The organism is Bradyrhizobium sp. UFLA05-153 (genome assembly GCF_054185185.1).
In genome coordinates, this window is record NZ_JBBIAM010000088.1 from 1 (window position 1) to 20,740 (window position 20,740).

Annotated in this window: 20 protein-coding genes; 7 read left to right on the plus strand and 13 right to left on the minus strand. The window is 64.0% G+C overall.

Translation table 11 applies throughout. The annotated features are described in order from the left end of the window. Positions 1-318 precede the first annotated feature (318 nt). From Q2941_RS36085 to Q2941_RS36095, 3 genes are all read right to left on the minus strand, one after another. Positions 319-804: an adenosine-specific kinase gene (locus Q2941_RS36085; RefSeq protein WP_458195464.1), complete on the minus strand. Its 486-nt coding sequence runs from the start codon at positions 802-804 to the stop codon at positions 319-321. A gap of 330 nt (positions 805-1,134) precedes the next feature. Then, a complete protein-coding gene (gene glnA, locus Q2941_RS36090; RefSeq protein WP_027522615.1) occupies positions 1,135-2,565 on the minus strand; it encodes a type I glutamate--ammonia ligase in 1,431 nt (476 codons plus the stop codon). Positions 2,566-2,731: 166 nt separating this feature from the next. After that, complete coding sequence (locus tag Q2941_RS36095) at positions 2,732-2,914, minus strand: hypothetical protein (RefSeq protein ID WP_027522616.1); 183 nt, start codon at positions 2,912-2,914, stop codon at positions 2,732-2,734. A gap of 240 nt (positions 2,915-3,154) precedes the next feature. On the opposite strand from Q2941_RS36095, the gene Q2941_RS36100 reads away from it, so the two are divergent. Then, a complete protein-coding gene (locus Q2941_RS36100; RefSeq protein WP_035662166.1) occupies positions 3,155-3,517 on the plus strand; it encodes an SPW repeat domain-containing protein in 363 nt (120 codons plus the stop codon). A 140-nt stretch (positions 3,518-3,657) separates the two neighbouring features. Here the strand turns inward: Q2941_RS36100 and Q2941_RS36105 are convergent, their stop codons facing one another. Next, complete coding sequence (locus Q2941_RS36105; RefSeq protein ID WP_458195465.1) at positions 3,658-4,983, minus strand: MFS transporter; 1,326 nt, start codon at positions 4,981-4,983, stop codon at positions 3,658-3,660. Positions 4,984-5,340: 357 nt separating this feature from the next. On the opposite strand from Q2941_RS36105, the gene Q2941_RS36110 reads away from it, so the two are divergent. Both Q2941_RS36110 and Q2941_RS36115 read left to right on the plus strand, forming a co-directional pair. Continuing rightward, positions 5,341-5,574 carry a DUF2171 domain-containing protein gene (locus Q2941_RS36110; RefSeq protein WP_027550707.1) on the plus strand — a complete coding sequence of 78 codons (234 nt, stop codon included), beginning with the start codon at positions 5,341-5,343 and terminating at the stop codon, positions 5,572-5,574. Between the two features lie 93 nt (positions 5,575-5,667). After that, complete coding sequence (locus Q2941_RS36115; RefSeq protein ID WP_458195466.1) at positions 5,668-7,947, plus strand: ComEC/Rec2 family competence protein; 2,280 nt, start codon at positions 5,668-5,670, stop codon at positions 7,945-7,947. A gap of 8 nt (positions 7,948-7,955) precedes the next feature. Here the strand turns inward: Q2941_RS36115 and Q2941_RS36120 are convergent, their stop codons facing one another. From Q2941_RS36120 to Q2941_RS36135, 4 genes are all read right to left on the minus strand, one after another. Then, complete coding sequence (locus Q2941_RS36120; protein WP_027522621.1) at positions 7,956-8,393, minus strand: hypothetical protein; 438 nt, start codon at positions 8,391-8,393, stop codon at positions 7,956-7,958. A 214-nt stretch (positions 8,394-8,607) separates the two neighbouring features. Further along, positions 8,608-8,934: a hypothetical protein gene (locus tag Q2941_RS36125; protein WP_245287998.1), complete on the minus strand. Its 327-nt coding sequence runs from the start codon at positions 8,932-8,934 to the stop codon at positions 8,608-8,610. Between the two features lie 47 nt (positions 8,935-8,981). Beyond that, positions 8,982-9,680: a transcriptional repressor LexA gene (gene lexA / locus Q2941_RS36130; RefSeq protein WP_027522623.1), complete on the minus strand. Its 699-nt coding sequence runs from the start codon at positions 9,678-9,680 to the stop codon at positions 8,982-8,984. A gap of 175 nt (positions 9,681-9,855) precedes the next feature. Beyond that, positions 9,856-11,067, minus strand: a complete 1,212-nt coding sequence (locus tag Q2941_RS36135) for a molybdopterin molybdotransferase MoeA (RefSeq protein ID WP_458195467.1) — start codon at positions 11,065-11,067, stop codon at positions 9,856-9,858. 229 nt (positions 11,068-11,296) lie between these two features. On the opposite strand from Q2941_RS36135, the gene Q2941_RS36140 reads away from it, so the two are divergent. Next, positions 11,297-11,473, plus strand: coding sequence for a hypothetical protein (locus Q2941_RS36140; RefSeq protein ID WP_198031738.1), 177 nt, complete (start codon positions 11,297-11,299; stop codon positions 11,471-11,473). Positions 11,474-11,574: 101 nt separating this feature from the next. Here Q2941_RS36140 and Q2941_RS36145 read toward each other — a convergent pair whose 3' ends face one another. From Q2941_RS36145 to Q2941_RS36155, 3 genes are all read right to left on the minus strand, one after another. Continuing rightward, positions 11,575-11,772, minus strand: a complete 198-nt coding sequence (locus tag Q2941_RS36145) for a hypothetical protein (protein WP_027522625.1) — start codon at positions 11,770-11,772, stop codon at positions 11,575-11,577. Between the two features lie 174 nt (positions 11,773-11,946). Continuing rightward, positions 11,947-12,576, minus strand: coding sequence for an HAD family hydrolase (locus Q2941_RS36150; protein ID WP_458195468.1), 630 nt, complete (start codon positions 12,574-12,576; stop codon positions 11,947-11,949). Between the two features lie 9 nt (positions 12,577-12,585). Continuing rightward, on the minus strand, positions 12,586-13,719 hold the full coding sequence (locus tag Q2941_RS36155) for an alpha-hydroxy acid oxidase (RefSeq protein WP_027522627.1): 1,134 nt from the start codon (positions 13,717-13,719) through the stop codon (positions 12,586-12,588). Positions 13,720-14,013: 294 nt separating this feature from the next. Here Q2941_RS36155 and Q2941_RS36160 point away from each other — a divergent pair, with 294 nt between their 5' ends. Then, positions 14,014-15,354: a S41 family peptidase gene (locus Q2941_RS36160; RefSeq protein ID WP_458195469.1), complete on the plus strand. Its 1,341-nt coding sequence runs from the start codon at positions 14,014-14,016 to the stop codon at positions 15,352-15,354. 135 nt (positions 15,355-15,489) lie between these two features. Here Q2941_RS36160 and Q2941_RS36165 read toward each other — a convergent pair whose 3' ends face one another. Continuing rightward, entirely contained in the window at positions 15,490-18,210 is a 2,721-nt protein-coding gene (locus Q2941_RS36165) for a bifunctional diguanylate cyclase/phosphodiesterase (RefSeq protein WP_458195470.1), read from the minus strand. Between the two features lie 321 nt (positions 18,211-18,531). On the opposite strand from Q2941_RS36165, the gene Q2941_RS36170 reads away from it, so the two are divergent. Then, a complete protein-coding gene (locus Q2941_RS36170) occupies positions 18,532-18,696 on the plus strand; it encodes a Flp family type IVb pilin (RefSeq protein ID WP_027522630.1) in 165 nt (54 codons plus the stop codon). On the opposite strand, the gene Q2941_RS36175 is transcribed toward Q2941_RS36170, so the two are convergent. Next, positions 18,677-19,933: an MFS transporter gene (locus Q2941_RS36175; RefSeq protein WP_458195471.1), complete on the minus strand. Its 1,257-nt coding sequence runs from the start codon at positions 19,931-19,933 to the stop codon at positions 18,677-18,679. The genes Q2941_RS36170 and Q2941_RS36175 overlap by 20 nt on opposite strands. A gap of 60 nt (positions 19,934-19,993) precedes the next feature. Between Q2941_RS36175 and Q2941_RS36180 the strand changes: the two genes are divergently transcribed. After that, positions 19,994-20,623 carry a CGNR zinc finger domain-containing protein gene (locus tag Q2941_RS36180; protein ID WP_458195472.1) on the plus strand — a complete coding sequence of 210 codons (630 nt, stop codon included), beginning with the start codon at positions 19,994-19,996 and terminating at the stop codon, positions 20,621-20,623. The last annotated feature ends 117 nt before the right edge of the window (positions 20,624-20,740 follow it).

Consider the following 20,740-nt stretch of genomic DNA (forward strand, 5'->3'; position numbering starts at 1 on the left):
GGTCTTCGACCTTTTCGATGGGGTTGGCCTCCAGCAACGACGGCGCAGTGACGAGATATGCTTGATCGGCCATGAAAGGGCGCGGCTTGAGATAGGATGGCCAGCCGGCCCTCGTCCGGCGAATGACGACGTCAAAGTCGCGGCCCAGGCGCGCCGGCTCTTCCGCTGGCCGCCAACCACCTCGCGTTCGTCAAGTTGCATCGAGTGCGCTGCCGTAGCCGAATTCGTGCGAGGAGGAGGGCCAAGTGATTGGCCGCGAATTTCCTCGGGTTCGATGCGTGGCGGCGTCAGTCGGTCGACTTCGGCTTCATCCAGCCGCTACAGCTTGTACCCAATTTTTCGCAGCAGGTCTTTCCGCCACGCAATGTCGGCGTCGGTTTCAACGCCCATCGGCGAGGCGCCATCGACGACGCCGAGCACGCCGCGGCCAAGCTCCGTTTGCGCGACGATCACTTGCGTGGGGTTGGCCGTCGCGCAGTAGATGCGGCAGACCTCCGGCACGGCGCGTACGGCAGCCAGGACGTTGACGGGAAAGAACCCGTCGCCCAGGAAGATCAGGAAGGTGTGGCCGGCGCCGATGGCCGATGCGTTGTCACGCGCGAGAGCGAGCGCGGCGTCGTCATTACCCGACCAGCGAACCAGCCGTTTACCAGAGGCCTCGCAGAAGGCGAGCCCGAAGCGGATGCCCGGAACCGCGCCCACCAGCGCCTCGTGGAGATCTTCCACGGTTTTGATGAAATGAGATTGACCGAAGATGAAGTTGGCCGTGTCCGGCTTGGCGATGGGCACCACGGTGAGTTCCATGGCTGCAGGCTCCTATGAGAAGAGCTACGCAATCCATGTTAGGCCGCCGGAAAGTGATTGCAAGCCGCACGGGCGGCCGATTTCGCTCGTTGCCGCGCTGCCACCCACGGTCAGGCTCAAGGCCAGGCTAGTGATCGCAGTTACCGCACCCGATATTTGCTCGCGTAGTGCTTGCCGAGAATCTTGCGGGTCTGATCGGCCAGCCGCTTGTTGCCGGTCGCAGGTGCCCCGGCGTGGCGCATTTTCGGCTTCGGCAAATCCGCTGTTGGGCTCCGCTTTCTTGGCATGCGCATGGCTGCAGATCTCGTAGTAACAAAACGGGCGTAGCCCCTAGATGTCGTAGTACAGATGGAACTCGTAAGGATGCGGTCGCAGCCGGATCGGGTCGATCTCCTTCTTTCGCTTGTAGTCGAGCCAGGTTTCGATCACGTCGGCGGTGAAGACGCCGCCGCGTAGCAGGAACGCGTGATCGTGCTCGAGCGCGTCGAGGGCCTGGTCCAGCGATCCCGGTGTCGACTTCACCTCTTTCGCTTCGGCAGGTGGGAGGTCGTAGAGGTTCTTGTCGATGGGGCTGCCGGGGTCGATCCGGTTGTCGATACCGTCGAGGCCGGCCATCAGCATCGCGGCAAACGCCAGGTAGGGATTGCAGGATGGGTCGGGCGAACGAAACTCGACGCGCTTGGCACGCGGGTTCGGCGAATACATCGGAATCCGACAGCACGCCGAGCGGTTGCGCTGGGAGTAGACGAGGTTGATTGGAGCCTCATAGCCCGGCACCAGACGCCGATAGGAGTTCGTTGTGGGAGCGCAAAGCCCGCACAACGCCCAGGCGTGCGTCAAAAGCCCGCCGATGTAGTGGCGGGCGAACTGGCTCAATTCGGCATAGTCGCCCTTGTCGTAGAACAGATTGGTCTCACCCTTCCACAGCGACTGGTGAACGTGCATGCCCGAAGCGTTGTCCTCGAAGAGCGGTTTCGGCATGAACGTCGCAGTCTTGCCGTGCTTATGCGCGGTGTTCTTCACCACGTATTTGTAGATCATCAAATTGTCGGCCATGCGGGTCAGCGTGGTGAAGCGCATGTCGATCTCGTTTTGGCCGCCGGTTGCCACTTCATGGTGATGGGCTTCGATCTGGATGCCCAGCTCTTCCATCGTCAGCACCATTTCGGTGCGCAGCGCCTGCATGCTGTCGGTCGGAGGAACGGGAAAGTATCCTTCCTTCGGGCGCGGCTTGTGACCCAGATTCGGCTCTTCCTCCTTGCCCGTATTCCAGCTGCCTTCGCTGGAATCGATGTCGTGGAAGGCGTGGTTGATGCCCTGTCCGTAGCGCACGTCGTCGAAGACGAAGAACTCAGCTTCCGGCCCGAAGTAGCTGGTATCGGCGCGTCCGGTGCCCTTCAGATAAGTTTCGGCCTTTTGGGCGATATAGCGGGCGTCGCGGCTGTAGGATTGGCCGGTCACGGGATCCCTGATGTTGCAAATCAGGACCAGCGTCTTCGCCGGACTGTAGGGGTCGACGAAGGCCGTCGTCGGATCGGCGACGACCAGCATGTCGCTTTCCTGGATCTCCTGGAAGCCGCGGATCGACGAGCCGTCGAATCCAATGCCCTCGTTGAAAGCATCGACATTTACTGCGCTCGGTGGGACGGAAAAATGTTGCCACACCCCCGGCAAGTCGGTGAACCGCAGGTCGATCATCTGGACGTTCTCGTCCTTGATTGCCTTCACGAGGTCTTCGGCTGTTGCACAATTTCGAACCATGGCTTCGCTCCCAGCATCATGCGTCTTGCGCGTCGCGTCGCGTTGCCGTTCAGCCGCAGCCGAACGGCTTGCGACGAATTGTGGTCCATATTCTGTGTTGCCGCCGCTCCAGCCTCAATCCGGTTTGGCGGCACTCGGAGTCAGGCAGCCAGGCGCGCCGGCTGCTTCAGCTTTGGTGCGGTCCGCGCATAAGCTTCATCGCGTCTTCGATATGCCGCCAGGTCTTGGCCAGTTCGAACTCGCCCTTTGACTCGAGATCGATGGCATTCTGGGCGGCCTCCGCAATCGCCTTGGGGCCATGTGCTTCCAGCAACTGCCGCGCATAGTCGTGGATTTCGATTTCTCGCATGGCGTCATCTCCCTCTTGTCCCGGCAGCACGCGAACCAAGTGGGGCCGAGAGCAGTAGTCGACACCTGTCAAGCGCAGCAAGTGTGCATCCTGGTGCGGCGCACTCGCAAGGGCTCTTTCCGGTGCCGGCCAGGTTGATTGGAAGCGCATCGGATCGCATGAGCGGCAACACATCGCAGGTTGGACGGATGCATTTTCATCAATGAATCCCCACATAGTGGGGGAAGGGAGGTGAGCATCATGCGCATCCAACATTGGCAGGATGCTGCCAGCCTGTTGGTCGGCGTGTGGCTGGTCCTGTCGTCCTTCGTCCTGGGCTTATCGGGGGCGGCCGTCTGGATGACCATCGCGCTCGGACTCGGCGTCATGCTGTTTGCCATAGAGGCATTTGTCATCCCGTCCTATCTGGAAGAGTGGGGAGAAATGCTGCTGGGTCTGGCTCTGGTGCTGGCGCCTTGGACCATTGGCTACGAACCAGTATCAGCCATGGTGAGTAGCGTAGTCTCGGGCATCTTGGTGATCTTGTTCGGCGGTTGGGAGCTGATAACCGATCGTGATTTCAGCTCCTGGTGGCACGATCGCTGGCATCACCTAGTCGGCTGACAGAGCAGTCAGCCGAGCCTCTTGCCGGCCGCTATCCGCTGGCGGTCGGGGAGGCGGAGATTGGCCTCGCTCGCGCGAAAAGCAGACCCGTTGGGCCTGGTGCAGGGCGCTTGCGGTCCTGCACCAGCATCCTTCCATCGCTAGGCGGCTCTCGGCTCGGTCGGTTGCCAGATGCTGATCTTTCGCGTCTCTGGCATCAGGAAAACCGCGAGCACGAAGCAGATCGCGGGGACCACGATCGGGTAGAGTAGTGCGTAGCCGATGCTGCCGGTCGCGGCGAAAGCTGCTGACGTGATGAACGGCACCAATCCGCCACCCCAGCCGTTACCGATGTGGTACGGCACGGAGACCGACGTGTACCTGATCCGGGCGGGGAAGTATTCCGCCAGAAACGCGCCGACCGGCCCGTAGACCATCCCGACATAGCAAACGAGGATGAAGATGATGAAGGTCGCGGTTGCGTAGTTGATGTTTCCGGGCTGCGTCACCGTTCCCAACCACAGATACAGCGGATAATACGTGACCGCGGCGAGCAGCATGCCGCCGAGGATCACTGGCTTGCGGCCGATCTGATCCGACAGCCAGCCAAAGAAGATCAGGCTCGGCGTTGCAATGAGCAGGGCGGCTCCCACGATGTAGGCGGAGGTCAGCGCGTCCACCTTGGAGACCTGCTGCAGGAAGTACAGCGCCCAGAACTGACCGCTGTACCAGACCACGCCCTGTCCGATCAGGACCACAGTGGCGATCCCAATATATTTGATGTTCGAACTGAGGAAGGCCTCTTTCCACGGATTCGTCGTCATCTGGCCGCGGGCCCTGATCTCCTGGAAGATCGGCGTCTCCTGGAGCTGGAGTCGGATATAGATCGCGATCGCCACCAGCAGGAAGGACAGCAGGAACGGAACGCGCCACGCCCATGCGTCGAAGGCCTCAGTGCCGGCATAGGTCCGCGTGAGGACGATCACGGCCAGCGATACCACGATGCCGAGCGTCGGAGAGGTCTGCAGCCAGCCGGTGTAGTAGCCGCGCTTGTCGTCCGGCACATGCTCGGCAACGTAGGTAATGGCACCGCCATATTCGCCGCCAAGGCACAGGCCCTGAATCATGCGCAGACCGAACAGAACGAACGCGGCTGTCAGGCCGATCGACTGGTAGGTCGGGATCAATCCGATCGCGCCTGTGCCTAGTCCCATTCCGCTGAGCGTAATGAGAAACGTATATTTGCGGCCGACCCGGTCACCCATCCATCCGAACAGGAACGCCCCCAGCGGACGGATCAGAAATCCTGCGGTGAAAAGCGCGATCGTGCTGAGCAGGGCTGCAACCGGGTGGGATTGCTCGAAGAACTTGACCGACAGAACCGCGGCCAGGCTGCCAAAGATATAGAAGTCATACCATTCGATGACGTTTCCCACCGATGCAGCAATGATCACGCGGCGAAAATCACTCGGTACCTGCATGTGCAACTCCTATCGTTTCATAACGTCTCCTCGCTTGTTTCAGCGGTCATCTTCTCGCGGGAAGAGCGTGATGCGCGGCGTTGCAGGCGTCAGTTCAAAGAGTTGCGTCTGCAACGTCTGACCTCAGGCGCGTTTTCCGTCACCTGAGGAGAGCTCCAGCGGCCTTAGAACCGCGAGCCACCACTGCCTTGCCCGTCTGTCGGGGAGGCGGGGAACACATAGTGTAGTCCCACCAGGGGCTGGCAACTTATGAGACTTTCGGCGCAATCGACCTGACACGGCGCGTTTGCGAAGGAGGCCGCAAGGGCAACGAACAGAAAAGGGGTTCCAGGCGTTGTGAGGGGACCAGAGAAGGATACTGGCATGCAAAACATCGCAGAACATATGGAAGTGATCGGCGCCGACGGCGTTCATATCGGTACCGTCGACCGTGTCGAAGGCAACCGCATCAAGCTGACCAGGAAGGACAGCGGTGAGGGCAGCCACAAGGGCCATCATCACTTCATCGACAAGGGCCTCGTTGCCGATGTCGAGGGCAACAAGGTCCGGCTCTCCGCCAAGGCGGCGGTTGCCGTGACGATGGAAGAGGAAAAGTAGCGGTCCTCGAGCTGGTTCCCTTTCCGTTCCGCTATTCGCGTCCCAACACCTTCCGGTAGCCTCCGCACCCGTCGCGTATTGTAAGGTGCAGGAATGGCGGAGCCTTCCCGGCCACACCGCTCGCAAGGGATCGCCGGGACATGGCCTGTAGGCCGTGCGGCTTCGGCCGGCGGCCTTGTGCCGGCGGGCTTTGGCGCGTGGTCGTCGCTGGCCGAGACGTTGCGTGGATGGGCCAGGGCGGAAGCCGGCGCGGGGCGGCTGCTGCCGTGGGTGCCCGTGGCCTTCGGTACCGGAATTGCTCTCTATTTTGCCGCCGACCACGAACCCGTGCTCTCGGTCGCCGTGATCACGGCGCTGGTGCTCATGGTGGCTAGCGTGCTGTTGCGGCGGAGCCGGTTGTTCGCACCCGCCATCATGATCGCAGCGATCGCCGCAGGTTTTGCCACGGCGACCTGGAAGACCGCGCGCATCGCGCACACCGTGCTGGCGAAGCCGCTCTATTCGGTGGCGCTGTCCGGCTTCGTAGAGACGCGCGATATCCGCGAGCGCACCGACCGCTTCGTGCTTCGGGTGAGTGCGATGGAGGCGCCGCGCGGCGACATCCAGCTCGAGCGTGTGCGGCTGTCGGTGCGCAAGGGCACGGCACCGGAGGTCGGCAGCTTCGTGCAACTCAAGGCGCGCCTGATGCCGCCGCTCGCGCCCTTGCGGCCCGGCAGCTACGATTTCGCTCGCGACATGTTTTTTCAGGGCATCGGCGCGTCAGGCTTTGCGATGGGGGCGATCACGGTCGCTGAGCCACCGGAGACCGGAGGCCTGCGGCTGCGCTATGCTGCGATCATGCAAGGCCTGCGCGACGCGATCGACGCGCGCATCCGCGCCACGCTCGACGGCGACAACCGCGCGATCGCCACCGCGCTCCTCACGGGGCGGCGCGACGCAATCACCGAGCCCGTGAACGATGCCATGTTCATCTCGGGCCTCGGGCACGTGCTGTCGATCTCCGGCTATCACATGGCCGTCGTCGCCGGCGTGGTGTTCTTTGCGGTGCGCGCGCTGCTGGCGCTGATCCCGGGATTTGCAGTGGGCTATCCGATCAAGAAATGGTCGGCTGCGGCTGCGCTGGTGGCGGCCGCATTTTACCTGCTGCTGTCCGGCGCGGAGGTTGCAACGCAGCGCTCGTTCTTCATGACGGCGGTGGTGCTGATCGCGGTGATGGTTGATCGGCGTGCCATCACCTTCCGCACGCTCGCGGTTGCCGCGATGATCGTGCTCGCGGTCGCGCCGGAGGCTCTCGTGCATCCGAGCTTCCAGATGTCGTTTGCTGCGACTCTCGGCCTCGTCGCGCTGGTGCACATCGGTATGCCGAACCTGTTTGCCTCGCCCGATCACTCCGCTACAGCGCGCATCGCGCTGTGGGGCGGCCGCGAGCTCGTCATGCTGCTGATGGCCTCGCTGATCGCGGGGCTTGCGACGACACCTTATGCCGCCTTCCATTTCCACCGCGTCACGCCTTACGGGGTGCTCGCCAATCTCGCGGCGATGCCGGTGGTCTCGGCGCTGGTGATGCCCGCCGGACTTTTGGGGTTGATCGCAGCGCCGTTCGGGCTCGATGGCGTGTTCTGGTGGCTGATGGGGATCGGCATCGACTGGATGGTCGTTGTGACGCGCTGGGTCGCGGCGTTGCCGGGCGCGGTCGGCCGCATCGCCGCGTTCGGCACCGGTCCGCTGATTGCCGCCAGCATCGGCCTCATCGTGATGGGCCTGTTGCGCACGCCGCTGCGCTGGACGGGCGCCATCGTGCTCGCGCTCTCGATTGGTTCGACGCTGCACGTGCGCCAGCCCGACATCCTGATCGCGGGCGACGGCCACAGCGTCGCGGTGCGCGGCAGGGACCGCCAACTGCACCTGATCCGAACCGGCAAGGACAATTTTCTCCTCAAGGAGTGGCTTGCAGCCGATGCCGATCCGCGCAGCGCAACCGCTACCTCGCTCGCCGACGGCGTCTCATGCGACGAGGCCGGCTGCGTGACGCCGCTCGCTGATGGTCGTCTGGTCGCGCTCTCGCTGCGTGTCGACGCGCTGGCGGATGATTGCAGCCGCGCCGCGCTGGTGGTGACGGCGAAGCCGGCAGCAACCGATTGCGCGGCAATGGTCGTGGATCGCGAGCGTCTGAAGACGCAAGGCGCGCTCACCCTATCGCGCGAGGGCGACGGTTTCACGCTGCAAACGGTGAAAGCAAGGGGCGCAAACCGCCCCTGGTCGCCGGCTGAGGCCGGCGATAGCGATTTCGAGCTCAGCCTCGCACCGCGGCCGGCTACTCCACGCAGCAAGGACGCTACGCCGTCGGAGGCCGACCTGCAGGCCGAGGATTGAAAGACGCGTCAGCCGATCGGCAGGCGTGTCGTAGGCGTCGTGGTCGTGTGCTGCTCGACGGCGGGCTGCTCTGTCTTCTCGCCGAGCGGCTGCGTCACCGGCAATTGCAGAACGGTGGCACGCTGTCCCTCGACGAGCTGCGTCACCAGCACGTAGTTGCCGTCGGGGAATTCGATCGCATCATGATGACGATCGGGAATGTGCGGATCGACCTTGCCGAACTTGCCGACGCGGGAATTGACGGTGCGTGTCCAGATCCAGCGATTGTCGTAGCGGACGTTGTCGGCGAAGGCGAGCTCGGTGCCCGGCAGGAGGCAGACGGCAACCGAGAGATCACGCTCCGACGCAAATCCACGCGTCGAGGTGCCGCGGAAGGTTGTCGTGACGATCGTCTCGCCGACTTGAGCGGGGCGGGTCGCAACGGCATGTAGGCTGTAGTCACACATCGGAGTGCTCCTCATGCGAGATAGCAGGTCCGCGCCCCCCCGGAGGCGCAGGCCTCTATCAGAGTTGGAAGCCTTCGAGTGTATCGCGTTTGTGGGCAAATCTGCGGCCCGTGTGCGCGTCGCCCGATCACATTATCTTTCCCGGCAAACCAGGAACAAAGCCTCTCGCTGTTAGTCTATCTTGGTTCACACCATTCACTCACGCGAGCTTCCATCAGCGGCCGGCAGGAGCGGAGTACCCTGAATAGGGCCAGCTCACCTGCGGCGCGGGTGCGATCGCATTGTTGGAATTGCGGAATGGCGCGCTGGTTACCGCGTGCTCCGTCTTGCGGATGGCACAGTGGTGTTGCGCTGCATCGCTCGCGGAGGCCGAGCCCGCGAGCAAGGCCGCCGAGAACACGCCCAAAATCATCTGTCGCACGGTTTTTTCCTCTTTATCGTGCACCGCGCATTCGCGCTTGCGGTGCTTGAGGATTAGCTCTGCGCAGGTGTGAGGATAATCGCGGTGGAAGCGGAAACACCATTCCGCCGGAGCGGACAATCCGTCCGCCCGCGTCGCTGCGCGATGGCCGGCAATCTGCCGGGCAATCAGTACTTCCGGTACAGCCCGATCAGCTTGCCCTGAATCTTCACCCGGTTCGGCGGCAGGATGCGCACCTCATAGGCGGTGTTCGCGGGCTCCAACGCGATCGACGCACCGCGGCGGCGGAAGCGCTTGAGCGTCGCTTCCTCGTCGTCGATCAGCGCCACCACGATGTCGCCGGTATCCGCGGTCTCGTTGCGCTGGATCAGCGCCATGTCGCCATCCAGGATGCCGGCGTCGACCATCGAATCGCCGCGCACTTCGAGCGCATAGTGCTCGCCCGAGCCGAGCAGGTCCGGCGGTACGCTGATGGTGTGGCTGCGGGTCTGCAACGCCTCGATCGGCGTGCCGGCCGCGATCCGTCCCATCACGGGCACGGCGACCGGACGCTCGCCCTCGTCGACAGTAGCGCTTGGGCCCCGCACCTTGCCGAGATTGCCTTCGATGACGCTCGGCGTGAAGCCGCGGCGGCCGGCGCCTGCAGCCTGAAGCTCGGGCAGCTTGATGACCTCGATGGCGCGCGCGCGGTTGGGCAGGCGACGGATGAAGCCGCGCTCTTCCAGCGCGGTGATCAGGCGATGGATGCCCGACTTCGAGCGCAGATCGAGCGCGTCCTTCATTTCGTCGAAGGAGGGCGGCACGCCGCTTTCCTTGAGGCGCTCACTGATGAACCGCAGAAGCTCGTATTGTTTGCGCGTTAACATCTCGACCAAGTCCCCCGGTTGATGTCGTTCGATTCCGAGACGTCAGATTCAGCAGAAGCCGCTAGATGCTCGAAACAAATCATGAACGGACACTATATGTTCGATATGTGTTCCGCAACCACTTAATTTTGTGTGAACGCGGCGAAGTTCGCGTCACGCGCGAATCAGATCGCACTCACAAGGGCAGCCGCAACACCTCGCAAGGCGTGCCTGCTTCGGCCTTTGGCGCGAATGGCGCGCGCACGAGAAGTGCCTGTGCCATAGCGAGATTCGCAAGCAGCGAGGAGTCCTGGTGGTTGACCGGAACGGCCACGAGCGTGCCGTCCTCGCGCTCCTCGAGCCTGGCGCGCAGATAGTCCTCGCGGACATCGTTGGGCCCGACGTCGCGCCCGAGCACGGCGCGCTCGAGGCGGTGATGAACGCGCGAGCGGCCCGCAAGCGCGCGAATCAACGGCACCATGAACAGGAAGCCGCAGACATAGGACGACACCGGATTGCCGGGCAGGCCGATCACCCGCATCGCGCCGAGATGGCCGTGCATCATGGGCTTGCCCGGCCGCATCGCGATTTTCCAGAACGCCATTTCGAAGCCTTCGGCTTGAAGCGCAGGCCTGACCAGATCGTGGTCGCCGACCGAGGCCCCGCCGGTCGTGATCAGGATGTCGGCGCCGCTCTCGCGGGCCCGGCGGATACCGGCGGTGGTCGCCGCAACGGTATCGGCTGCAATGCCGAGATCGAACGTTTCGGCGCCCTCGGCCCGCGCCAGCGCGTGCAAGGCGTAGCCGTTGGAAAAAACGATCTGGCCCGCGCCGGGCGTCGAGCCCGGCATCACCAGTTCGTCGCCGGTCGCGAGAATCGCGACCCTGGGCCGGCGGCGGACGGCAAGCTCCGGATGGTTCATGCCGGCGGCGAGTGAGAGGTCGCGTTCGGTCAGCCGGGCTCCCTGTCGGAGCAGCACGTCGCCCTCGCGGAAATCGACGCCGGCGGGGCGGATGTGCCGTCCGACGATCGCGGCCTCCTTGATCGTGACGCGCTTGCCGTCAGCGACGGTGTCCTCCTGGATCACCACCGCGTCCGCGCCATCGGGCACCACGCCGCCGGTGAAGATCCGCACCGCCTGGCTCGCGCCGACCGTTCCCGCAAACGGCCGGCCGGCCGCGACCTCGCCGATCACGGTGATCTCTGCGCCCACCTTCGCCGCGTCGGTGGCGCGCACCGCATAGCCGTCCATCGCCGACATCGCCTGCGGCGGCTGCGTGCGCCTGGCCGCGACGTCGCGCGCGAGCACGCGGTGGTAGGCTGCATCCAGCGCGACCATCTCCTCAGCCACGGGCACGACGCCCGCAAGCACCGCGGCGAGGGCATCGGACACCGGCATCAGGGCCACGGGCAAAACTCCTGCAGAGCAAATCGTAAGGACAGGTCGCGTTGCGTTCTAGCCGAGTGCGGGCGTCGAGGCAAAAGGGGTGATCACGAAGGTGGAGATGGAAATGTCGCTCCAGCAGCAGGATGGCGGGATGCCCTTTGGGACAATATCGCGTCGTCCCGCCTCCGGCTCAGAATTGCCGCGCGCCACAGCACGAAAGGCGCGTCAGGAGACGTCCGGGAGAACCCTGATGGCAGAGACTTCAAAGCTGTCGGTCGAGAAGGCGCTCGAGAAGCTGCGCGGCGATGAGCCGCCGAAATCCAGGAGCGCAAAGCTCGACGAGGAGATCGAGGCACTCAAGGAGAAGACGAGCCGCATGCGCGCGCAACGGCAGCGTCTCGATCGGCCCCAACCCAAGCGCGGTTGAATGCGCCTAGTGCGGCCGCCGCGCGATCGTCTCGATGACGAGAAAGACGGGGATGACGGTGGCCAAACATGCCACGGCGACGACCAGGCTCACGGCTAGCATCAGGTGGCTCCCGTTTCATTGTCCGGATCGACGTCGGGCGCTCTCAGGCTGTGATCCATCTCGGGCAGCGGGTCGCCCTGCGCTTTCAGATCGGCCGCCTTGCTGACCAGCTTGGCGGAGAGTTCCTTGTCCGATGTTGACTTCGCGAATTGGAGAAGGATCGAGGCTTGTTTGGTGAAATAGGCTTTGCCCAACACGATCACGCGTCCGTTGTAGAGATCCCAACGGGCATATGACTCCCGACGCCCTGATCCGTTCCGGGAACTCTGTGCAAAAATACACAGAGCGAGTTGGTTCCACAGTTGCCTAAGAAAGTTCCTGGAGAAGGCGGGAACCAGACCCTTTGCTAACGCAGCAATGCGGCCATGCTCTCAGATACCGAGCGCCCTCAGGGCCTCGCCGACGTCGCGAGGCGACGTCACGTGGACCGCGGTCAGCCCTCGTGCCCGCGCGCCTTCGACGTTTTCCGCGAGGTCGTCGAAGAATACGATTCGCTGCGCCGGCAGGCCGATCGCGGCGACGACATGGTCGAAGGATTCCGCATCGGGTTTGCGCAGGCCGATGCTGGAGGACAGATAAAGGTCGCGGAAATGGCCGAGCACGTCGGCATACTCCTTCGAGAAATATTCCACGTGTGGCCGGTTGGTGTTGGAGAAGGCGTAGAGCGGCACGTGCTGCGCGGCGCGCGGCAACAGGTTTGCTATGTCGGGCATCTCGCCAGCGAAGATCGCATTCCACCCCTCCAGGAACTGCGCGTCGGAAATTTCGATCCCCAGCGAGCGCCGCAGCGAGTCGAAATAGGCCTCGTCGCTGATCTTGCCCATCTCGTGCAGCCGATAGGCTTCGCTGTCCCGCACATAGCGCGCCACGATCGATTGCGGCTCGCAGCCGGCATGTCCCGCCCAGCAGGTGATCGCCTTGGAGAAATCGATGTCGAGCACCACGCGACCGAGATCGAACAGAAGCGCATCCGCGCTGCCGGGAGAGAGGAGGGAGGTCATTGCATCCTTTCAGTAGCGATAAGGCTCGATATCTAGCAGCGGAAACGCGCTGAATACGCTTGGTGCGTTGGTGGCCGTCGCCGGATGCAGGCAGGATGCGTTCACCTCGGCAAACGAGGCGGCCCCTAATAGCCCGAGACAGCGCAGCACTTCGTCTTCCAGAAGCTCCAGCATCCGCGTGATCCCGGCTTCTCCGGCCGCGGCCAGCGCCCAGCACTGCAGGCGCCCGATGCCGACGAGGTCCGCGCCCATGGCGATCGCCTTGACGATATCGGTGCCGCGGCAGAAGCCGCCGTCGACCATGATCTTCGCGCGTCCCTTCACGGCATCAACGATCTCCGGCAGCACGTGCATGGCGCCGCGGCCGTGATCGAGCTGGCGGCCGCCGTGGTTGGAGACGTAGATCCACTCGACGCCGTGATCGAGCGCGATCAGCGCGTCCTCGGCCGTCGCAATGCCCTTGATGATGAGCGGGATCTTGAATTTGTCCTTGATCAGCTTCACGGTTCGCCACTCAAGGCCCTTCTGGTAGTCGCCGCCGGTGGCGCGCAGCCGGCTCTCGCGAACATAGCGCTTGGCGATGTCGCGTTCGCGACGGCTGTAATGGGCGGTGTCGACCGTCAGGCAGAACGCGGCGTATGTGCTTTTCACGGCGCGGGCGACGACATCCTCGACGAAAGCGTCATCGCCGCGGACATAGAGCTGATAGAAGCGTAGCGCATCGGGGGCCGCTTCCGCGGTCTTCTCGAGGCCCGGGTCCGACACCGAGCTCAGCATATGCGCCGCGCCGAAGGCGCCGGCGCCGCGAGCAACGGAGGCCGCGCCGTGCGGATCGAAGATCTCGAGCGCGCCGACCGGCGCCAGCACCACCGGCAGGCGCATCTTGCGGCCGAACTGCACGACGGAACCATCGACGTTGCGCATGTCGCGCAGCACGCGCGGGCGGAAGGCGATCTCGTCCAGCGCCATACGGTTGCGGCGCATCGTGGTCTCGGTCTCAGCAGCACCGACGATATAGTCCCAGGCGTTCTGGTTGAGGTTGGAGCGCGCCTTGCGGATGAATTCGTGCAGGTTCTGGAACGGCTCGTCGCTGGCGCCGAGTTCGACGTTTCGTTGGGGCCGGATGCGGGGCGCTTCGTTCATTGTTATCCTCCCGAGAATTTGAAGCCTTAATCCATCGCCTATCCGGTTCGGCCCGCCAAAACCATCCCAAAATCGCATAGCTTGAACGCGTGGCCGGACGGGGCCGATTCCCGTTTGGCGCAAACCGGCCGGCGAACGTTGCCAAAAGTTTAGGCTGGAACGAAGGGATTTCTGCCGGATGCCCGCCGACGTGGCGGACCGGCCTTGAAGAAACCAGAATGGTATTGTGAGACACGGGCTGGATCGCCATTTGCATGGCGCCTCCCAACCGCCAGCAAAAAGGCCATTTAATCCATGCGGAAAACCCTGCTGTTCCCCCTCGGCGCGCTGACCGGCGCGTGTTTGACTCTGCTGGCGACCTCTCCGCAAGGCGGGCAATGGGTGGCAAGAGCGGCGGCGGGCGCGGACGATGCCTATTCGCAACTGAACCTGTTCGGCGAGGTCTTCGAGCGGGTCAAGGCGAGTTACGTCGAGAAGCCCGACAACGCCAAGCTGATCGAGGGCGCCATCAACGGCATGGTCACCTCGCTCGATCCGCATTCGCGCTACATGAACGACAAGGCCTGGACCGAGATGCAGGAGACCACCTCCGGCGAGTTCGGCGGGCTTGGCATCGAGGTCACCATGGAGGAGGGCCTCGTCAAGGTCGTGGCGCCCATCGACGACACGCCGGCCTCCAAGGCCGGCCTCCTGTCCGGCGACCTCATCAGCAAGATCGACGGCGAGGCGGTGATGGGCATGACGCTCGAGCAGGCCGTCAACAAGATGAAGGGCCCGGTCGATACCAAGACCAAGCTCACTATCGTGCGCAAGGGCGCAGACGCGCCGCTCGACGTCGCGATCACACGCGAGATCATCCATGTGCGCCCGGTCCGGTTCCACACCGAGGGCGGCGATATCGGCTATATCCGCGTCACCTCGTTCAACGAACAGACCACAGACGGCTTGCGCAAGGCCATCGCGTCGATCTCCAAGGATATCCCGCAGGAGAAGCTCGCAGGCTATGTCGTCGATCTCCGCAACAATCCGGGCGGGCTGCTCGACCAGGCAGTCTCGGTGTCGAGCGCCTTCCTCGCCCGTGGCGAGGTGGTGTCGACCCGCGGTCGGAACCCGGAAGAGACCCAGCGCTTCAGCGCGCATGGCGGCGACCTCACCAAGGGCAAGCCGCTGGTGGTGCTGATCAACGGCGGCTCGGCTTCCGCGTCCGAGATCGTGGCCGGCGCGCTGCATGACCACAAACGTGCCACGCTGATCGGCACGCGCTCGTTCGGCAAGGGCTCGGTGCAGACGATCATCCCGCTCGGCACCGGCAGCGGCGCGTTGGCGCTGACCACCGCGCGCTACTACACGCCGTCGGGCCGCTCGATCCAGGCGCAGGGCATCGCGCCCGACATCGAGATCCTCCAGGACGTCCCGCCGGAGCTGAAGGGCCGTGTCGACACGATGGCCGAATCCCAGATGCGCGGCCATCTCTCTGCAGCCGACGGCAGCGAGCAGACCGGCTCGCAATCCTACGTGCCGCCGGAGGAGAAGGACGACAAGGCGCTGCACGCCGCTTTCGACTTCCTGCACGGCGTGACCGCGAACGCCGCCACGGCAGCGCGACCGACGCCGAAGGCGGCGGTGCCGAACTAGGATGTAGGCCGGGATGCGGTAGGGTGGGCAAAGGAGCGTAAGCGACGTGCTCACCGCTTCTGCATCCGCGGACTAGACACGAGGTTGGCACGCTTTGCTTCGTCCACTCTACGAACTACGACGCGAAGGCCTCGCCTAGCCCGCTTCGCGGCGGCGGCTTTCGTGGCCGGTCCTCTGGGCAAGCCGGCTGCGGTGGAGCGTGAACAGCTCCTGCACCTTGTCGGCCGGCTTCGCCGCGCTGAACAGATAACCCTGCATTTCGCTACAGCCGAGTGAGCGGAGCAGCCGCTGCTGCTCCTCGGTCTCCACGCCCTCCGCGGTCGTGGTCATGCGCCGCGCAGCGGCGAGGCCGACCACGGCCTGCACGATGCTGGAGGAGCCGTCGGGTCCTGCAATGTCCTCGACGAAGCAGCGGTCGATCTTGATCTTGTCGAACGGGAACCGGTGCAGGTAGCTCAGCGACGAGTAGCCGGTGCCGAAATCATCGAGTGCGATGCGTACGCCGATGGCGCGGAGCTGATGCAGGATGGCAAGCGCGGTGTCGTCGTCGCGGATCAGAACGGCCTCGGTGATCTCGAGCTCGAGCCGGCTTGCCGGCAGGTTGGAGGCGGCGAGCGCCGCCATGATCTTCAGCGCCAGCGTGCCGCTCTTGAACTGTACGGGCGAGACGTTGACCGCAAGGCGGATGTCATCCGGCCAGATCGCAGCATCCCGGCAGGCCGTCGCGAGCACCCACTCGCCGATCTCGTTGATGAGGCCAGTGTCCTCCGCGATCGGGATGAATTCGGCGGGCGAGACCATGCCGCGCTCGGGGTGCCGCCAGCGCACCAGAGCCTCGCAGCCCGTGATGGTGTCGTCCTTCAGGCTGAGGCAGGGCTGGTAGAACACTTCGAGCCCGCCATGGGCGAGAGCATGCCGGAGATCGGTCTCGAGCTGCCGCCGCTCGCGGACTTTGGCATCCATCTCCGGCTCGAAGAAGCGATAGGTGCGACGTCCGGCGGCCTTCGCAGCGTACATCGCCAGATCTGCATTCTTCAGGATCTGATCGAGCTCGGTGCCATGGTCCGGCGCCAGCGCAATGCCGATCGAGGCGTCCGTTGTGAGATGGTGGCCCATGCAGTCGAACGGCTCGCGGATGGCGGCGAACACCCGCGCCACGAGGTCGGTGACGTGGTCAGGCGAGGTCACGGTGCTCTGCACGATCGCGAATTCGTCGCCACCGAGGCGGGCGACGAATTCGGTCTCGCCGGCGCAGCGGTTCAGATGCGCTGCGATCGATTTCAGCAGTTCGTCGCCGACGAGATGGCCGAGCGCGTCGTTGACGCCCTTGAATTCGTCGATGTCGATGTAGTGCACCGCGATCTGTTCGCCGTCGGCGATCGCGCCCAACGCTTCCCGCAGATGCTCGTGGAACATGGCGCGGTTGGGCAGATCGGTCAGCGCATCGTAGTGCGCAAGATGCGTGATGCGCTCCTCGGTGCGGCGGCGCTCGGTGATGTCCTCATGCGTCGCGACCCACCCGCCGTCCGCGAGCGGCTCGTTGACGATCTGGATCGAGCGGCCGTCCGAGGTGTCGATGACCATGGAGTTGCGCAGGTGGATGTCGCGCAGCACGCGCGCGGCATATCGGTTGACGTCGCCGGCGAACGAGCCGGTCGCCTTGCGGTGCGCGATGATGTCGTGGAAACTGCAGCCGGGCTTCACGACATCGGCCGACAATCCATACATTTCCAGATAGCGCTGGTTACAGACCACCAGCCGTCGCGAGTCGTCGAACAACAGAAGCCCCTGGGTCATGTTGTTGACGGCGCGGTCGAGTCGTTGCTTCTCCAGCGTCAGCCGTTCCCGCGAAAGACGGTGCTGTGCGGACAGTTTGCGAACCACGGCAATCAGGAGCCCGGCGATGGCGAGCGCCGAAGCGATGGCGATCGAGATCAGGAATCCGATCTGCTCGTGCCAGGCTGCGAGCGCGGCCGCTCTCGTGTTGGTCGCGACCATTACGATCGGGAAGTGGGGCAGGGCGTGTGATGAGATCAGGCGGTCATCACCGTCGACCGTGCTCGTGAAGCGGCCGGTGAAGTGATCGAGATCGAACATCTTCTGCTGCGCCTCGGGGCCGGTCTTGAAGTTCTGGCCCATGGCTTCGTCGACATGGGGATAGCGGGCGAGCAGCGTGCCGTCGCGGTGAAGCATCGAGATCGTCGCGCCTTCGCCGAGCGCGACGGACGCGAAGAATTTCTCGAAACTGGCGGGCTCGATGCCGCGCCCGACCAAGCCCAGGAACTCGCCGTTCGGGTCCGCGACCTTGCGGAGGATCAGGATCGTCCACATGCCGGAGACACGGCTGTGCACGGGTTGGACCAGCATGTCCGGCGAGCGCGGGTCGAACTTGAAGGACCTAAAATAGGCGCGGTCGGCGACATTGACCTTCGGCGGAGGCCAGACGAGCGAGGAGTTGATCAGCTCGCCGTCGGCGTCGAAAATGTTGACGCCGCCGACATAGGACAGCGCCTCCATCTTGGAGCGAAGCGTCCGATGGACGTCCTGGGTGGACAGGCGCCGGCGGTAGTCCTCGACGCTCGCAATCCCGCTGGCGCGCACGTTCGTGATCAGGTCTTTCTGGATGACCTCGAAATCCTGGAGCTGCTGGTCGAAATGATGAGCGAGGAGCAGCGCCGTGTTATCCAGCTCGCGCGCACTGTTGCGCAGCGCCCGCTCGCGGAAGTTCTGCGCCATCAGCGTTGCGCCGATCGCGATCGCCGCAATCAGCAGCATGCCGCCCACCACCAGCCAGCGGATCGGTCCGCTGCGGATCATTGCCGTTTGGTCGAGGAGGCGACTGCCGAATCCCGTCATGATCTGAAACGCTGCCGTGCACACGCCAGGATCAGTTCTTGAGCCTGGAAACATCCGTCGGTTTACGGGAACGATGTGGAGGCGACGTTAGGAAGCGCGGTTAACGAAGGGTGAATCGACGCGAGAGTCCTGGGGCGCGCGCGATGAGCAAGGCCAGCAGATATTGCCGGTGCGGTGTATCTGAGCGGTCAATTCTTGCCGGTTGCGCCCGCATCAACCGAAACTTAACCACCTAACATGCTGGCGATGCTCACGCGCACTCTGGCACGCGGCTTGCGAGTTGTCCCGTCATCCCAACGGAGAGGACAGGATAACAGGATCATGAAGACGATGTTGCAGAAGTTCATTGCCGACGAGTCTGGCGCCACCGCGATCGAATACGGCCTGATCGCCGCCGGCATCGCGCTTGCCATCATCACCGTCGTCAACGGGCTCGGCAGCAAGCTGAGCAGCAAGTTCGGATCAATCAGCGCCTCGCTGCGCTGATCGTCCGCATTCCGCTCCGCAACGCCGGCGCAGCCACGATCAGCGCCGCGACGACGTTCGTGGCCGCGCTGATCAGGATCGGCAGCGTGTAGCTGTGCGTGGCGTCGTAGACGAAGCCCGCGGCGCTCGGCCCGATCAGCGTGCCGAACGCGACGCTGGTATAGAGAATGCCGATGATGCCGCTGACGTTGCGCCCGCCGAAATGGTCCATCACCACGGCGGGCAGCACCGCGACCCAGCCGCCATAGAACACGCCATAGACGAAGGCGAAGGTTGCAAGCGCGAAAGCGCTTGCCGAAATCGCCCAGATGGCCATGGCGAGCGCCATGCCGAGCAGCACCATGATCAGCGAGAGATCGCGGCCGATCCGGTCGGCAAGCCCGCCGAGTAGGAAGCGGCCCGCGGTGCTGCCGACGCCGATCGTGCCAAGCAGCAGCACGGCGGACGAAGTCGAAACGCCGTGATCGCGTGCGTAGGGCACGAGATGCACGAAAGGGACAAAAGCGCCGAACGAGCAGACCAGGCACGAAAGATAGAGGCCGGCGAACCGCGCCGAGCGCACGGCCTCCAGCACCGCGACGCCACCGCTTCCGTTAGCGCATGCTGCCTCAGGCGGGTCGCCGTCCGGGCCGAGGCCGCGGTCTTGTGGATCGTTCTCGAGCAGCAATGAAATCCCGCCGCCCAGTACGACGGCGAGTGCGGCCAGCACCAGATAGGCCCCGCGCCAGCCGAATGTCGCGATCAGCAGCGAAGCGATCGGCGGCATCGCCAGCGTACCGAGCCCGATGCCGCTGACGGCCAGTCCGGAAGCAAAGCCGCGGCGTTTGACGAACCAGCGCTGCACCGCTCCGATCGCAGGGACGTAGGCGCAGCCGACGCCGAGGCCTATTCCGAGTCCGTAGGCGAGATAGACCCCGGTGAGAGAGCGCGCTGCGCTTGCGGCCGCAAGGCCCGCGGCGACCACGATCATGCCAGTCACGGCCAGGGGACGAGCGCCAAAGCGGTCAGCGAGCGGGCCGCTGACGACCCCGAGCGCAAAATACAGAAAGCCCGCGATCGAGAACACCAGCGAAACCGCGCCGCGCGAGGCGCCGAAGTCGCGCTGGAGCGGTTCCAGGAACGCACTGAACGTGTAGGCGGAACCGAATCCAACGAACGTCACCGCGAAGGCCGCGGCGACGACGAACCAGCCGTAGAACAGGTGGGGACGGGTGATTGTCGTTGTGTCCGTTGTCATCTCGGCCTCCATGGTCTGACGCGATCTGTGACACCAGTAAACGATTTATACGAGTGTCAGTTGCAGCAAACCAGTAAAAATGATTTACTGGTGTCAATGTCCAAGCAGTCCCGCAAATTCAGGGTTCCCGACGAGCTGGCGAATCTCTACGAATTCGCCAATTCGCTCGATTTTCGCCATTTCACGCATTTCGGCGTGCAGCATCCGCAAAGCGATGCGCTTTCCGGCCCGAAGGCGCTCGGGGATTGGTTGGCGGAGCACGGCATGGGCGAGGGCGGTGCGAAGATCACGCCAGCGATGTTCCATACCGCACTGCGACTGCGCGGGGCGCTGCGCGCCTATTTGCAATGCGAGCCGGCCGAGCGGCGCAGGAACAGGGATGTCCTTGGCGCGCTCGACGGCGCGCTCGAACCGTTTCCGTTGCGGGTGGAGGCGCGTGCGGGCCGCGGCGCAATGCTTGCAGCTGTGCGTCGGGATGCCCTTGCTGGTCTGTCGGCCATCGCCATCGAGTTTCACGATGGCACGCTTGCGGGTACGCTGGACCGGCTGAAGATGTGCGCCTCGGAGGAATGCCGCCGGGTATTCTACGACCGGTCCAAACCGTCCACCCGGCGCTGGTGCATGGCGACGCTGTGCGGCAATCGGATGAAGACGCGGGCCTACCGTGAGCGCCAGCGCGAGGCGAAATAGTTCAGGGCGTGCTTTATTGATTGAGCATGATCTCCGCGCAAACGCGTTCCGCGTTTGTCGCGAGGAAAAACCGCCGCAAACTTTGCGCTAACGCGGCCCTTCGGGTCAGGATCATGC

Coding starts and splice junctions, on each gene's coding strand:
- Q2941_RS36175 (WP_458195471.1), bottom strand. CDS start 19,933: ATGACAACGGACACAACGACAATCACCCGTCCCCACCTGTTCTACGGC.
- Q2941_RS36150 (WP_458195468.1), bottom strand. CDS start 12,576: ATGACCTCCCTCCTCTCTCCCGGCAGCGCGGATGCGCTTCTGTTCGAT.
- lexA (WP_027522623.1), bottom strand. CDS start 9,680: ATGTTAACGCGCAAACAATACGAGCTTCTGCGGTTCATCAGTGAGCGC.
- Q2941_RS36100 (WP_035662166.1), top strand. CDS start 3,155: ATGCGCATCCAACATTGGCAGGATGCTGCCAGCCTGTTGGTCGGCGTG.
- Q2941_RS36110 (WP_027550707.1), top strand. CDS start 5,341: ATGCAAAACATCGCAGAACATATGGAAGTGATCGGCGCCGACGGCGTT.
- Q2941_RS36115 (WP_458195466.1), top strand. CDS start 5,668: ATGGCGGAGCCTTCCCGGCCACACCGCTCGCAAGGGATCGCCGGGACA.
- Q2941_RS36120 (WP_027522621.1), bottom strand. CDS start 8,393: ATGTGTGACTACAGCCTACATGCCGTTGCGACCCGCCCCGCTCAAGTC.
- Q2941_RS36155 (WP_027522627.1), bottom strand. CDS start 13,719: ATGAACGAAGCGCCCCGCATCCGGCCCCAACGAAACGTCGAACTCGGC.
- Q2941_RS36170 (WP_027522630.1), top strand. CDS start 18,532: ATGAAGACGATGTTGCAGAAGTTCATTGCCGACGAGTCTGGCGCCACC.
- Q2941_RS36140 (WP_198031738.1), top strand. CDS start 11,297: ATGGCAGAGACTTCAAAGCTGTCGGTCGAGAAGGCGCTCGAGAAGCTG.
- Q2941_RS36085 (WP_458195464.1), bottom strand. CDS start 804: ATGGAACTCACCGTGGTGCCCATCGCCAAGCCGGACACGGCCAACTTC.
- Q2941_RS36095 (WP_027522616.1), bottom strand. CDS start 2,914: ATGCGAGAAATCGAAATCCACGACTATGCGCGGCAGTTGCTGGAAGCA.
- glnA (WP_027522615.1), bottom strand. CDS start 2,565: ATGGTTCGAAATTGTGCAACAGCCGAAGACCTCGTGAAGGCAATCAAG.
- Q2941_RS36165 (WP_458195470.1), bottom strand. CDS start 18,210: ATGACGGGATTCGGCAGTCGCCTCCTCGACCAAACGGCAATGATCCGC.
- Q2941_RS36160 (WP_458195469.1), top strand. CDS start 14,014: ATGCGGAAAACCCTGCTGTTCCCCCTCGGCGCGCTGACCGGCGCGTGT.